General features: G+C 70.6%; 12 protein-coding genes and 1 pseudogene. 8 read left to right on the forward strand and 5 right to left on the reverse strand.

The window, feature by feature from the left end; translation table 11 throughout:
* Positions 1 to 48: 48 nt before the first annotated feature.
* Both ACQP0N_RS27180 and ACQP0N_RS27185 read left to right on the forward strand, forming a co-directional pair.
* Entirely contained in the window at positions 49 to 1,545 is a 1,497-nt protein-coding gene (locus ACQP0N_RS27180; protein ID WP_433115112.1) for an aldehyde dehydrogenase family protein, read from the forward strand.
* A gap of 79 nt (positions 1,546 to 1,624) precedes the next feature.
* Entirely contained in the window at positions 1,625 to 2,284 is a 660-nt protein-coding gene (locus ACQP0N_RS27185) for a methyltransferase domain-containing protein (protein ID WP_433115114.1), read from the forward strand.
* A 7-nt stretch (positions 2,285 to 2,291) separates the two neighbouring features.
* Here the strand turns inward: ACQP0N_RS27185 and nucS are convergent, their stop codons facing one another.
* Positions 2,292 to 2,951: an endonuclease NucS gene (gene nucS / locus ACQP0N_RS27190; RefSeq protein ID WP_357134169.1), complete on the reverse strand. Its 660-nt coding sequence runs from the start codon at positions 2,949 to 2,951 to the stop codon at positions 2,292 to 2,294.
* A 71-nt stretch (positions 2,952 to 3,022) separates the two neighbouring features.
* Between nucS and ACQP0N_RS27195 the strand changes: the two genes are divergently transcribed.
* The gene (locus ACQP0N_RS27195; protein WP_433115117.1) at positions 3,023 to 3,640 is read left to right on the forward strand and encodes a DUF4126 domain-containing protein; all 618 of its coding nucleotides are present in this window, start codon (positions 3,023 to 3,025) and stop codon (positions 3,638 to 3,640) included.
* A gap of 107 nt (positions 3,641 to 3,747) precedes the next feature.
* On the opposite strand, the gene ACQP0N_RS27200 is transcribed toward ACQP0N_RS27195, so the two are convergent.
* A complete protein-coding gene (locus ACQP0N_RS27200) occupies positions 3,748 to 4,314 on the reverse strand; it encodes a hypothetical protein (protein WP_433115119.1) in 567 nt (188 codons plus the stop codon).
* Between the two features lie 888 nt (positions 4,315 to 5,202).
* Here ACQP0N_RS27200 and ACQP0N_RS27205 point away from each other — a divergent pair.
* Positions 5,203 to 5,499 carry a DUF1540 domain-containing protein gene (locus tag ACQP0N_RS27205; protein WP_355052875.1) on the forward strand — a complete coding sequence of 99 codons (297 nt, stop codon included), beginning with the start codon at positions 5,203 to 5,205 and terminating at the stop codon, positions 5,497 to 5,499.
* An 18-nt stretch (positions 5,500 to 5,517) separates the two neighbouring features.
* Here the strand turns inward: ACQP0N_RS27205 and ACQP0N_RS27210 are convergent.
* Positions 5,518 to 7,516: pseudogene (locus tag ACQP0N_RS27210) on the reverse strand (protein meaA).
* 151 nt (positions 7,517 to 7,667) lie between these two features.
* Here ACQP0N_RS27210 and ACQP0N_RS27215 point away from each other — a divergent pair.
* Positions 7,668 to 8,519, forward strand: a complete 852-nt coding sequence (locus ACQP0N_RS27215) for an ABC transporter ATP-binding protein (protein ID WP_355052873.1) — start codon at positions 7,668 to 7,670, stop codon at positions 8,517 to 8,519.
* Positions 8,516 to 9,361, forward strand: a complete 846-nt coding sequence (locus tag ACQP0N_RS27220; protein ID WP_433115121.1) for an ABC transporter permease — start codon at positions 8,516 to 8,518, stop codon at positions 9,359 to 9,361. The genes ACQP0N_RS27215 and ACQP0N_RS27220 overlap by 4 nt, the downstream gene beginning before the upstream one ends.
* Before the next feature lie 44 nt (positions 9,362 to 9,405).
* Here ACQP0N_RS27220 and ACQP0N_RS27225 read toward each other — a convergent pair whose 3' ends face one another.
* Positions 9,406 to 10,254: a 3-hydroxyacyl-CoA dehydrogenase family protein gene (locus ACQP0N_RS27225; protein ID WP_425734120.1), complete on the reverse strand. Its 849-nt coding sequence runs from the start codon at positions 10,252 to 10,254 to the stop codon at positions 9,406 to 9,408.
* 183 nt (positions 10,255 to 10,437) lie between these two features.
* On the opposite strand from ACQP0N_RS27225, the gene ACQP0N_RS27230 reads away from it, so the two are divergent.
* A complete protein-coding gene (locus ACQP0N_RS27230) occupies positions 10,438 to 11,049 on the forward strand; it encodes a hypothetical protein (protein ID WP_433115124.1) in 612 nt (203 codons plus the stop codon).
* On the opposite strand, the gene ACQP0N_RS27235 is transcribed toward ACQP0N_RS27230, so the two are convergent.
* Positions 11,040 to 12,485: a serine/threonine-protein kinase gene (locus tag ACQP0N_RS27235; RefSeq protein ID WP_433115126.1), complete on the reverse strand. Its 1,446-nt coding sequence runs from the start codon at positions 12,483 to 12,485 to the stop codon at positions 11,040 to 11,042. The two genes, ACQP0N_RS27230 and ACQP0N_RS27235, sit on opposite strands and share 10 nt — an antisense overlap.
* 44 nt (positions 12,486 to 12,529) lie before the next feature.
* Here ACQP0N_RS27235 and ACQP0N_RS27240 point away from each other — a divergent pair, with 44 nt between their 5' ends.
* Positions 12,530 to 13,078, forward strand: coding sequence for an RNA polymerase sigma factor (locus tag ACQP0N_RS27240; protein ID WP_357134008.1), 549 nt, complete (start codon positions 12,530 to 12,532; stop codon positions 13,076 to 13,078).
* Positions 13,079 to 13,086 lie beyond the last annotated feature (8 nt).

The following is a 13,086-nucleotide window of genomic DNA, read 5'->3' on the forward strand; positions in this document are numbered from 1 at the left end:
CGAAATCGCGGCCTACCGATGAGTAATCTTCGGGTCTAGACTTCCGCCATGACGGCTGTGCATGTCCCCGGCACCCCCCTGATCGAGGCGCACGAGCTGGTATCCACCAGTCCGGCCACCGGTGTCGAGGCCGGCCGCCTCCCGGCCGCCAGCGACGCGGACGTACGGCAGGCCGTCGAGCGTGCGCGTTCCGCCGCCGAGTGGTGGGCCGGTCTGGGCTTCGGCGGCCGTCGCCAGCGGATGCTGCGCTGGCGCGCGCTGCTCGCCAAGCGCGTCGAGCAGCTCGCCGAGTTGATGCACGTCGAGGGCGGCAAACCGGCCGCCGACGCCATCGTCGAGATCGCCAGCGCGATCGAACACGTCGACTGGGCCGCCCGCAACGCGGGCCGCGTGCTCGGCCCACGCCGGGTACGGTCCCGGCTCGTCCTCGCCGAGTTCTCCGCGCACCTGGAATACCAGCCGCACGGCGTGGTGGGTGTGATCGGGCCGTGGAACTACCCGGTCCTCACCCCGCTCGGCTCCGCCGCGTACGCCCTGGCCGCCGGCAACGCCGTCGTGCTCAAGCCCAGCGAGTACACGCCCGTCGTCGGCCAGTGGCTGGTGGACACGTTCGCGGAGGTGGTGCCCGAGCAGCCGGTGTTCACCGCCGTACACGGGCTCGGCGACGTCGGGGCGGCGCTGTGCCGTGCCGGGGTCGACAAGGTGGCCTTCACCGGCTCGACCGCGACCGCCCGCAAGGTGATGGCCGCCTGCGCCGAGACGCTGACGCCGGTGCTGATCGAGGGCGGCGGCAAGGACGCCATGATCGTCGACAGCGACGCCGACCTGGACGCCGCTGCCGAGGCGTGCGTCTGGGGCGCCATGACCAACGCCGGCCAGACCTGCATCGGCATCGAGCGCGTCTACGCCGTCGACACGGTCTTCGACGCCTTCGTCGACAAGGTGGTGACCCGCGCCGGCCGGCTGACCGTCGGCCCCGACGGCGCCGACATCGGCCCGATCACCATGCCCGGCCAGATCGACGTGATCCGCCGCCACATCGAGGCCGCCGTCAGCTCCGGTGGTCGCGCCCTGGTCGGCGGCCCCGACGCGGTGCAGCCACCGTACGTGCATCCGACCGTGCTGGTGGACGTACCGGAGGAGTCGGCCGCCGTCCGCGAGGAGACCTTCGGCCCGACGGTGACCATCAGCCGGGTCCGCGACGCCGACGAGGCCGTGGCCCGCGCCAACGCCGTGTCGTACGGCCTGGGGGGTTCGGTCTTCGGCCGGCAGCGTGCCGTAAGCATCGCGCGGCGCCTGCGCTCGGGGATGACCTCGGTCAACTCCGCCCTGACCTTCGCCGGGATGTCCACGCTGCCGTTCGGCGGCGTCGGCGACTCCGGCTTCGGGCGGATCCACGGCGAGGACGGCCTTCGCGAGTTCGCCCGCGCCAAGGCCATCACCCGGCGTCGGGCGCGCTCACTGCTGCCGTCGATGACGTTCGACCGCACCCCGACCGACGTGGCACGCCTCGTCAAAGCCATCAAGGTGATGTACGGCAGGTGAGTGTCGGATAGCCGATCTGCGCCGTGATCGGCGTATCCACATGTTTATACGTCGTAGGCGCGGCGGTACATTGCGTTAAATGGGCCACAATCGATTGCGACACAGCCTTGTCGACAGTGACCAGTCGTGGAGCGCCCGGCAGCGGCGTCGTCGTTCGGAGTGGCTGGCGCGCACCTTCCCCGACATCGGCGACATGCACGTCGTCGACCTCGGCGGCCGGCTCGGCACCTGGCACCGCGCCACCGTCCGGCCGGCCCGCGTCACCGTGGTCAACCTGGAACAGCCGCCCGCCGCCGTACCCGAGTGGGCCCACGTCGAGCAGGCCGACGCCTGCGACCTACCACCCCGCGTCGCCAACGGCGCCTACGACCTGGTCTTCTCCAACTCCGTGCTGGAACACGTCGGCGGGCACGAGCGCCGGCTGCGGTTCGCCGCCGCAGCCCGTTCGCTGGCCGATCGGCACTGGGTGCAGACGCCCTACCGCTACTTCCCCATCGAGCCGCACTGGATCGCGCCGGGGATGCAGTTCCTGCCGATCCGGATGCGCACGGCGCTCGCTCGCCGTTGGCCCCTCGGCCACAAACCGACCCGCAGCCACGAGGCCGCCATCCACCAGGTGCTCTGGACCGAACTGCTGGACCGTTCGCAGATGCGCCACTACTTCCCCGACTCGACGATGCTCGTCGAGCGGGTCTTCGGCCTGCCGAAGTCGTTGATCGCCGTAGGGACCGGGTCGTGAGCTCCGGTCAGAAGAGGGTCAGCTCGTCCTTCTCGATGCCGCGCAGCCGGTCGTAGTTGACGACGACGCACCGGATGCCCCGGTCGGCGGCGAGCACCCGGGCCTGCGGCTTGATCTCCTGCGCGGCGAACACCCCGGTCACCGGGCTGAGCAGCGGGTCACGGTTCATGAGTTCGAGGTAGCGGGTCAACTGCTCCACGCCGTCGATCTCGCCACGCCGCTTGATCTCGACGGCCACGGCACCGGAGTTGGCGTCCCGGCACAGCAGGTCCACCGGGCCGATCGCCGTCATGTACTCGCGGCGCACCAACGTGAACCCCTCGCCCAGCACGGTCGGGTTGGCCGCCAGCAACTCCTGCAGGTGCGCCTCCACCCCGTCCTTGCGCAGGCCAGGATCCACACCCAGCTCGTACGAGGTGTCCTGGAAGACCTCCTCCAGGGTGATCCGCAACTCCTCGCCGGCCTTGTTGACCACCCGCCACACGCCGGGGGCCTCCTCCAGCCGGCACGGCGGGCTCATCCAGTTCAGCGGCTTGTACGCACGGTCGTCGGCGTGAATCGACACCGACCCGTCCGCCTTCACCATCAACAGCCGGGTCGCCGGCGGCAGGTGAGCCGAGAGCCGTCCGACGTAATCCACCGAGCACTTCGCAATGACCAACCGCACCCGACGAGGGTAGCCGAGCACCCCGCAGCCGCCACCGAGCGGCACTGGCGCGTCGGTGCGATGCTGAGATCGTGTTCGAAGTCCTCACCGGCACCGGCCTCGCCGCCTCGGCGGGTCTGAACGCCTACATACCCCTGCTCGTCCTCGGCCTGCTCGGCCGCTACACCAACCTGATCGACCTGCCCAGCGGCTGGACATGGCTCGGCAACGGCTGGGTCATCGTCATCCTTGCCGTCCTGCTCGCCGTCGAGATGGTGGCGGACAAGGTGCCGGTCGTCGACCACATCAACGACGTGGTGCAGACCGTCGTCCGGCCCACCGCCGGTGGCCTCGCCTTCGGGGCCGGCTCGTCGTCGGAGACCGTGACCGTCAGCGACCCAGGGAGCTTCTTCTCCAGCCACCAGTGGGTGCCGGTCGCCACCGGCGTACTCCTCGCCTTCGGTGTGCACCTACTCAAGTCCGCCGCACGCCCGGTGATCAACGCGACGACCGCCGGGTTCGGTGCCCCGGTGGCCAGCACCGCCGAGGACGCGACGAGCGTGGTCATGTCCCTGGTCGCGGTCATCCTGCCGGTTCTCGTACTCGCCTTCCTGGTGGGTCTTGTTGTCTTCGTCTACTGGTTCCTACGTCGACGCTCCGATCGCCGCCGGGAACGCGAGGCGGCCCGCGCCGCCGGCTTCCGCGTCTGACCTCCGGCGCGCCCTCCGCACTGGAGGACGCGCCGGCCGCGCGTTGGCAATCTGAAGGTACGGCGATGGCCGGCACCCGTTGTCGGGTGCCGGCCATCGGTGATCTCTTAGCTGTTCCAGTACTGGCCGACGAGGTTGGTGGCCTGCTGTTCCCACTGGGCGTACGCGTCCGGGTAGGCCGAGACCTGCACGGTCTGCGCGGCGTCGGTCAGCGGCATGTCCTGCCAGCCGTCAACCTGCTTGAGGCCCTTAAGGAACGCGGTGGTGGAGTACTCCGGGTTGGTGATCTGCTCGGGCGTGCCCCAACCGCTGGACGGGCGCTGCTGGAACAGACCCAACGAGTCGTGGTCGTTGGCGTCGCCGAGGTGACCCAGGTTCTCCAGCTTCGACTCCTGCAGGCTCGTCGCGATCGAGATGACCGCGGCCCGCTCGGGCAGACCCGCCTTCTTCGTGGCGGCGATGATGGCCTTGACGTTGGCGGTCTGCTCGTCGTTCAGGTCGATGTGCGACTGGTCGCCCTGCGGCTTGGGTGCGGTGGTCTGCACCGCCGCTGCGGTGGCGGGCTTGGCGTCCACGGCCGGGGCGGCGTGGGCGGCGATGGGGCCGGCGAAGACGCCACCGGCGAACGCGAGACCAGCGATGGACAGCATGCTCTTGCGGAAGATCGTGTTCATCAGGGGTTGCTCCTTCGGGGGTAGGAAACACCCACACACCACCCGTTGCGGGGGATTGGTGACGCGGGGTGTCAGCACCTCGTCCGGGCGCTCAAAAGTCTTGGGAGGGGGGCGGCCTGCGAGCGGGGGGCTCGTGGCGGCCGGTCCGTGTGTAACGACCCGGGGGTCGGGGCCATTCCCGCCGGCTTGGCGGCCTGCGAGCGGGGGGCTCGTGATGGCCGGTCCGTGTGCAACGACCCGGGGGTGGGGGCCATTCCCGGGGGGCTTGGCGGCCTGCGAGCGGAGGGCTCGTGGCGCCGGGACCGTGTGTAACGACCGGTGGTCCGGGGCCATTCCCGGGGGCTGACGACCCGCAGGGAGCGGGGCTCGCCGCGCCGGGACCGGGTGTAACGACCCGCGGCTCGGGGTCATTCCCCGGGGCCGGGGGGGCGGTGACCCGCCTTTGCTCTGCTTCAGCCGAGGAAACACCTGCCGTCCGATAATCGGACACCGGGTGTTTCCTGGGTTGAAGCAGAGCAAAGGACGCGAGGTGATGGGGCGCGACCTGACGGGCGGCGGGCGGTGACCTGCGCTCCTGCGATCGTCCGGGGGCCACGACCGCCGGCGCCCCAACAACTCCCCGCCCACGGGGCACCGGGTCACCTCGCGAAGACACCCACAGCCGGACATACCCCCGGGCGGCGCGATCGGCGGGGGCGCAACCGAGGGTTGATCCGACTCGACATCGCCGAAGTTGGGGTGTCCGGGGCCGGTTGACAGCGCGGTATCGGCGATCTCGTGTCGATCGTGCCGGCATGGCCGGTAGGGCTGATGGCCAGACGGGCGTATCGGGGTCAGCGCAGGCTGGCAAATGCCTAATATCGGGACAGGAGCCTAGAGGAGGTTGGCATGACCACTGCAATGGAGATGCCCCGAGTCCAGGAATGTGTCGTCGCGGCATGCGCGTACAACCAGGGCGGCGACTGCCACGCCTTCGCGATCACCATCGGCAGCATGGACCACGCGCACTGCCACACCTTCGTCGAGTCACCCGTCCGGGGCGGGGTGGACGGCCTCACCGCGCAGGTCGGCGCCTGCCAGCGTTCCGACTGCCGGCACAACGAGCAGTTGGAGTGCCACGCCTCGTCGATCAAGGTGGGGCCGGACAACGACCTGGCCGACTGCATGACGTACGCCGGTCGCTGATCCCTCCGACGGAACCGGTCAGGGCAGGTCGTTGGCCTGCCGGATGACCGTCACCAGGTCGTCGACGATCCCGGTGAGGGCGAAGTCCTTCGGGGTGAAGACCCGGGCCACCCCGGCGGCGAGCAGGGTGTCGGCGTCATTGGCGGGGATGATGCCGCCCACCACCACGGGCAGGTCCGCCCGGCCGGCGGCACGTAGCCCGTCGAGCACCGCGGGCACGGCCGCCAGGTGTGAGCCGGACAGCACGGACAGCCCGACCAGGTCGACGTCCTCCTCGACGGCGGCGGCGACGATCTGGCCGGCGGTCAGCCGGATGCCCTGGTAGACGACCTCGAAGCCGGCGTCGCGGGCGCGTACCGCGATCTGCTCCGCGCCGTTCGAGTGCCCATCCAGGCCGGGCTTGCCGACGAGCAACCGCAGCCGTCCGCTGCCCAGCTCGCGGGCGGTGGCGGCAACCCGCTCGCGGACCGCCGCGAGACCCGCGTCGCCGCCGCTGCCGGTGGCGCCGGACAGGCCGGTCGGCGCCCGGTACTCACCGAAGACCCCGCGCAGCACGCCGGCCCACTCCCCGGTGGTCACCCCGACCCGCACACTCCAGGGTCGCCGGCATCAGGTTGGCGGTGGTCGCGGCGTCCGCGCGGAGCCGGGCCAGTGCCGCGTCGACCGCCGCGCCGTCCCGCCCGGCACGCCACTCGCGTACGGAGGCCACGGCGGCCGCCTCGACCAGGGGATCGACCTGTTCGACGGCCTCGGCGCCCGCCGCCGTCAACGGGGATGATTCGGTCTCGGCGAAGCGGTTGACGCCGACCACCACGTCGAGTCCGGACTCCATCCGGCGGCGGCGCTCGGCCAGCGAGGCGACCAGCGCGCTCTTGAGATAGCCCGTCTCCACGGCGGCCACCACACCGCCCATCTCCAACACGGCGTCCAGCTCGACGCGCGCCCCGCCGACGATCTCCTCGACGAGTGCGGTCATCACGTGCGAACCGGCGAAGAGGTCGGGGTATTCGAGCAGGTCCGACTCGTACGCCAGAACCTGCTGCATCCGGAGCGACCACTGCTGGTCCCAGGGCCGGGGAAGACCGAGCGCCTCGTTCCAGGCCGGCAGTTGCACGGCACGGGCGCGCGCGTCGCGGGACATCGTCACGCCGAGCATCTCCAGCACGATGCGCTGGATGTTGTTCTCCGGCTGCGCCTCGGTGAGGCCGAGCGAGTTGACCTGTACGCCGTAGCGGAACCGCCGCTGCCGGGCCTCGGTGACGCCGTACCGCTCCCGGGTGATCTCGTCCCACAGCACGCCGAACGCGCGCATCTTGGCGATCTCCTCGACGAAACGCACCCCGGCGTTGACGAAGAACGAGACGCGCTGCACCACGTCACCCATCCGCTCGGCGGGCACCTGACCGGAGTCGCGGACCGCGTCGAGGACGGCGACGGCGGTGGCCAGCGCGAAGCCGACCTCCTGCACGGGCGTCGCGCCAGCCTCCTGGAGGTGGTACGAGCAGATGTTGACCGGGTTCCACCTCGGCATCGTCGTCAGGGTGTGCGCGATCACGTCCGCCGTCAGCCGCAGCGAGGCCGCCGGCGGAAAGATGTACGTCCCCCGGGACAGGTACTCCTTGATGATGTCGTTCTGGGTGGTGCCGGAGAGCACGTCGGCGCTCGATCCCTGCTCGGTGGCCACGGCCGCGTAAAGGGCGAGCAGCCACATCGCCGGCGCGTTGATGGTCATCGAGGTGTTCATCCCGGCGAGCGGGATGCCGTCGAAGAGAGCCCGCATGTCGCCGAGGTGGGCCACCGGCACGCCGACCCGGCCCACCTCACCGGCGGCCAGCTCGTGGTCGGGGTCGTAGCCGGTCTGGGTGGGCAGGTCGAAGGCGACCGACAGGCCGGTCTGCCCCTTGGCGAGGTTGCGGCGGAAGAGCGCGTTGGTCGCGGCGGCCGACGAGTGGCCGGCGTACGTGCGCATGACCCACGGGCGGTCCCGCTCGGGCAGCCGGCTCGGCGTCTCATCCATGGCCGGAGTCTAAGTTACCGTTCAGTAGAAGAGGTTGTGGAAAACCACACAGGTCCATGTCGAGGACGGCCGGGTGCGAAGCGCCCGCCGTGTCGCGGAACGCCACACCCCGGGCACCCGCGGATCGCCGCCAGGACGCACACTGGACGGCATGGATGACGAGCTGGCCATCTCCGTCCGAGGGCTGCGCAAGGCGTACGGCGACAACGTGGCGGTGGCGGGCGTGGACCTCGACGTCCACCGGGGCGAGGTGTTCGCGTTGCTCGGCCCGAACGGCGCGGGCAAGACCACGACCGTGGAGATCCTGGAGGGCTACCGGCACCGGGACGCCGGCGAGGTGACCGTGCTCGGCGCGGACCCGGCCCGACCGGACGCCGGCTGGCGCTCCCGGGTCGGCATCGTGCTCCAGGGCACCGGCGAGTTCGACGAGCTGACCGTGGCCGAGGTGGTTCGGCACTTCTCCGGGTTCTATCCCGACGCGGACGACCCCGCCAAGGTGATCGAACGGGTCGGGCTGGCGGCGAAGGCGAAGGCTCGTACGCACACCCTCTCCGGCGGGCAGAAGCGCCGCCTCGACGTGGCGCTGGGCATCATCGGCCGCCCCGAGCTGCTCTTCCTCGACGAGCCGACCACCGGCTTCGACCCGGAGGCCCGCCGGGAGTTCTGGGAGCTGATCCGCGACCTCGCCGCGGCCGGCACCACGATCGTGCTCACCACCCACTACCTCGACGAGGCGGAGGCGCTCGCCGACCGGGTCGGCGTGATCGCCGGCGGCCGGCTGGTCGAGGTGGCCGCGCCCAACCGGCTGGGCAACCGCCAGGATGCGCTCGCGACGGTCTCCTGGCGTACCCCGGAAGGGACGTGGGAGAGGGCGCAGAGCGCGACGCCGACGGCCCTCGTGGCCGACTTGGCCGCGCGCTACGGCGGCGAGGTCCCCGGGCTCACGGTGACCCGGCCGACCCTGGAGGACGTCTACCTCACGATGATCGGACACGCGCGATGACGACCACGACGAAGCCGGCGACGCCGGTCGCCGCGACCCCGGGCCGACGGCCGGGCGTCGGCACGCTCGCCCTGCGCCAGGGCCGACTGGAGATCACCCAGTTCCTGCGCAGCCGGGAGTCCGTGGTGTTCACGATGGGCTTCCCCATCATCATGATCCTGATCTTCGCGTCGATCTTCGACGGGACGATCGGCGGCGGAGTCAAGTTCACCCAGTACTTCATCACCGGCATGATCGCGACCGGCCTGATGACGGTGAGCTTCCAGAACCTCGGCATCTGGATCCCGATCGAGCGGGACCGGGGGGTGCTCAAGCGCTACCGGGGCACGCCGATGCCGAAGTGGGTCTGGTTCGCCGGCAAGGTGATCATGGTGGTGGCGATCGGGATCGCCGAGACCGCGCTGCTGCTGGCCGTCGCGGTGGCGCTGTTCGATCTCGACCTGCCCGGCACCGCCGGGAAGTGGTTCACCTTCGGCTGGGTGTCCGTGCTCGGGGTGACCGCCTGCACCCTGTGCGGCATCGCCATCTCGTCGCTGGCCCGCACCGCCCGCAGCGGTTCGGCAGTGGTGACCCCGGTCGCGCTGGTGCTCCAGTTCATCTCCGGGGTGTTCTTCGTCTTCACCGACCTGCCCACCTGGATGCAGCAGGTGGCGGCGTTCTTCCCGCTCAAGTGGATGTGCCAGGGGCTGCGGGCGGTCTTCCTGCCCGAGAGCTTCGGGGCGCAGGAACCGGGCGGCTCCTTCGAGCTGGGGCGGGTCGCGCTGGTACTGGCCCTGTGGTGCGTGATCGGGCTCGTGCTCTGCCTGACCACCTTCCGCTGGACCACCAAGCGCGACGGCTGACCGGACGACCGGGGCGGGCATCCCGCCCCGGTCGCGCCACCAAGTCAGTACGTGTAGAAGCCCTTGCCGGTCTTGCGGCCCAGGTCACCGGCGGTGACCATGCGCTGGAGCAGCTCCGGCGGGAAGAACTTCTCGTCGGCCGTGTCGGTGTAGATGTTCTTCGAGGCGTGCAGCAGCACGTCCACGCCGGTCAGGTCGGTGGTGGCCAGCGGACCCATGGCGTGCCCGAAGCCGAGCCGGCAGGCGGTGTCCAGGTCCTCGGCGGACACCACGCCCGACTCGACCAGCTTGACCGCCTCCATGACCAGGGCGGAGATCAGCCGCGTGGTGACGAAGCCGGCGATGTCCCGGTTGACCACGACGACGGTCTTGCCGATCTCCTCGGCGAAGGCGCGCGCCGTGTCAAGCGTGGCGTCGCTGGTCTTGTAGCCGCGTACCAGCTCACAGAGCTGCATCATCGGCACCGGGGAGAAGAAGTGGGTGCCGACGACGGCCTCCGGCCGCTCGGTGACCGCCGCGATCTGGGTGACCGGAATGGCCGACGTGTTGGTGGCGAGCACCGCGTCGGACCGGCAGATCTTGTCCAGCGCCCGGAACACCTCGTGCTTGATCTCCAGCCGTTCGAAGACCGCCTCGACCACGATGTCCGCGTCCGCCGCGGCCTCCAGGTCGGTGGTCGGCGTGATCCGCGCGAGAGTCGCCTCGACGTCGGACGCCTCGATCTTGCCCTTCTCGGCGAACTTCTCCAGCGACTTCCGGATGCCGCCGAGCCCCCGGGTGGTGGCCGCGTCGTCCAGGTCGCGCAGCGTCACCTGCCAGCCCGCCTGCGCCGCCACCTGGGCGATGCCGGAGCCCATCAGCCCGGCCCCGACGACCGCGAGTCGACCCGCCATCTGCTTCTCCCTCGCTGCGATTGACTGCCTGCCTGCACCCTAGTCGGCGAGCCTGAACGACGACTAAGGGCAGGTGACGGATCCACGACTCGCCGGAGCGAACAAACTCCCGAGTGGGTGCATCGAACCCTACGACAACCAACAAGTGGCAACAGCCAGGAGCTCATGATGCGCGCAACGTCCATGGTCGGAACCCTCACCTGCCTCCTGCTCGTAGCGGCGTGCTCGTCGCCCGCGCACCAGGACGGCAACGCCGCGCCGGCCGGCTCGCCCGACCCGACCACCAGCGCGGCCGCCACCGACAGCCCCACTTCGCCGACCCCTTCCGCCTCGTCGACGCCGTCCGCCCGGCCGTCCAGCGACGCGACCCGCCCCACGTCGCTCGTCCTGGGTCCGAACGGCATCGGTTCACTCAAGCTCGGCATGACCCGTCAGCAGGCCACCGGGACGGGACTGCTGCGGGCGTTCGGAAACAACGGGGGCGGCTGCGCGCCGGCGCAGCTGCGCGCTGCTCCGAGCGATGATGCTGTCGTCCTCCTCTCGCCGACGCTGGGTATCGCCACCATCGACGCGTACGAGGGGATCAAGACGCCCGAGGGTGTGCGCATCGGCATGTCGAGCGCCGAGATGCTGCGGATCTACCCGGACTGGACGAGGGCCGACGGAGACGCCACGAATGGTCGCGGATTCGCGAAGACCCCCGGCAACAGCAAGGCCGTCTACCGCATCGAGATGAGCAAGGGCAAGGTCATCAACCTGACCCTCCAGTACGCGAACCAGGACTGCTACGAGTAGACGGACCCGAAACGGCCGGCCTGCGGCGCCAGCGCGCTGGACAACCGCAGGCCGGCCAGGATCTCGTCGGTCAGGTCCGCGTCGCCGACCTGCTTGATCTGTAGGTAGACGCCGTAGCGACGCTGCGGCACGGCGATCACGACCTCGCTGAACGAGACGGAGGCGGCACACGAGGTCCACCGCCGTACCAGCGCCCGGTCGCCGCCCACGTCCACGGTCCGGTCGGGCTGCTGGACACAGGAGGCGTGGCTGGGTAACGCCGGCGCCGGGTCGCCGCCGAGCAGGGCCCTGCTCACCCCGACGAACACACCGGGCATTCCACTCGCCGGATCCGGCCAGACGGCGAGATCCGGGGCCACCACGAGACCCGGCGCCTGGCCGGCCGCGAGGCGCAGCACCGAAGGGTCCCAGCCGGCGTCCTTCACCTGGCCGGCCCAGTTCGCCGGCACCGCGACCGAGAGGGCGCCGGAGACATCGTGTACGCGAACCCACCCGGACCGTTCCGACAAGGTGGAGCTGGAACCGGTCGTCGCCAGCAGGGCGCCCAGGGCGACCCCGACGCCGACGACCCTCCCCAACTGCCGCACGAACCGACCACGGCCGGCCTCCCGCTCCGTCGACGCGATGACCCGCTGGAGTTCCTCGAGCATCACCGCGGCGGACGCCCAGCGTTGCCGCGGGTCGGGATGCAGCGCACGCCGCACCAGGTCGTCCACTTCGGAGGGGACTCCGGGCCGAAGCTGGGACGGACGGGGGAGAGCGCGCCCGGCCCGGCCCGATCGGCTGCCGCCGGACCGTGCCGGGTCGGGCGGCCGGCCGGTCAACATGTGGTAGGTCGTCGCGCCGATCGCGTACACGTCCGCGCGGATGTCCAGACCGCCACCGGCGGTGGCCTGTTCGGGCGGCATGTAGCCGGGTGTGCCGGCCGCGATCGTGAAGCCGGACGCGTTGGCGAGCGCCTTGGCCAGGCCAAGATCGGCGACGAGCACCCGATCCCGACCCGCCGCCGGCTGAAACAACACGTTGGACGGCTTGAGATCCCGGTGCAGCACGCCGGCCTCGTGCAGCACCATGACGGCCCGGGTGATGTCGGCCGCGACGAGCAGCGCCTCCCGGACGGACATCGGTCCGGCGGCGAGTCGATCCGCGAGGGTGCCACCGGCCGCGTACGGCATCACCAGGTACGGGCGTCCGTCCGGCAGCTCACCGACGTCGAGCACACGCACGAGCAGGCTCGAGTCCGTCCGGCGCATGATCCGCGCCTCCTGCTCGAACCGCTCCCGCAGATCGGAGTGGTACGACCAGTTGTCGGCCAGCACCTTGATCGCGACGGAGGCGTCCAGAGCATCGTCGGCGCCGAGCCACACGGTGGCGAACGCTCCGGATCCGATACGCCCTACAACGCGGTATCGGCCGATCTTGCCGGGTACTGACACGCCCGTATTATGGCCGACTAAACGCTGAGGAACGGGGCCTGAGCATGCCAGACGATCTTGATATCGAGGAGCTGGCGGATCGTGCCGCCAAGGGGGACGCCGCCGCACTCGACGCGTTGCTGATCAGGATCGGCCCGCAGGTCATGCGGCAGTGCCTACGCCTCCTACCCTGCCGGCAGGACGCCGAGGAGGCGTGCCAGGACGCCCTTCTGCAGGTCGCCCGCAAGATTGACAGCTTCGCCGGCCGGTCGAAGTTCTCCACCTGGCTGCACATCGTCACCGCCAACTGCGCCCGGCAGACGTATCGGAGCCTCAAGCGTCGGGCCGAGGAGCAGTCCACGCCACAGCTTCCGCTCGACACCGCTGACCCGCGCACCACGAGCGTGATCGCCGGTTCCCGGCTCGACCTGCTCGACGCGCTGGAACGGCTGGAGGCGCACCGACCCGAACTGGTCGCCCCGCTCGTACTGCGTGACCTGTGCCAGTTGACCTACGACCAGATCGCCGACCACCTCTCCATCCCGGTCGGCACCCTGAAGTCACGCATCCACGACGCACGACGGCACGTGCGCGCCTCGCTGCAAGCCACCTGAGACCGCCA

Source organism: Micromonospora sp. CA-246542 (genome assembly GCF_050942905.1).
In the GTDB taxonomy this organism is placed as follows: Bacteria; Actinomycetota; Actinomycetes; order Mycobacteriales; family Micromonosporaceae; genus Micromonospora.

Excerpts from the sequence above, each read along its gene's own strand:
- ACQP0N_RS27230 (WP_433115124.1), top strand. The coding sequence starts at position 10,438 with ATGGTCGGAACCCTCACCTGCCTCCTGCTCGTAGCGGCGTGCTCGTCG.
- ACQP0N_RS27205 (WP_355052875.1), top strand. The coding sequence starts at position 5,203 with ATGACCACTGCAATGGAGATGCCCCGAGTCCAGGAATGTGTCGTCGCG.
- ACQP0N_RS27225 (WP_425734120.1), bottom strand. The coding sequence starts at position 10,254 with ATGGCGGGTCGACTCGCGGTCGTCGGGGCCGGGCTGATGGGCTCCGGC.
- ACQP0N_RS27180 (WP_433115112.1), top strand. The coding sequence starts at position 49 with ATGACGGCTGTGCATGTCCCCGGCACCCCCCTGATCGAGGCGCACGAG.
- ACQP0N_RS27200 (WP_433115119.1), bottom strand. The coding sequence starts at position 4,314 with ATGAACACGATCTTCCGCAAGAGCATGCTGTCCATCGCTGGTCTCGCG.
- ACQP0N_RS27185 (WP_433115114.1), top strand. The coding sequence starts at position 1,625 with ATGGGCCACAATCGATTGCGACACAGCCTTGTCGACAGTGACCAGTCG.
- ACQP0N_RS27220 (WP_433115121.1), top strand. The coding sequence starts at position 8,516 with ATGACGACCACGACGAAGCCGGCGACGCCGGTCGCCGCGACCCCGGGC.
- ACQP0N_RS27240 (WP_357134008.1), top strand. The coding sequence starts at position 12,530 with ATGCCAGACGATCTTGATATCGAGGAGCTGGCGGATCGTGCCGCCAAG.
- ACQP0N_RS27215 (WP_355052873.1), top strand. The coding sequence starts at position 7,668 with ATGGATGACGAGCTGGCCATCTCCGTCCGAGGGCTGCGCAAGGCGTAC.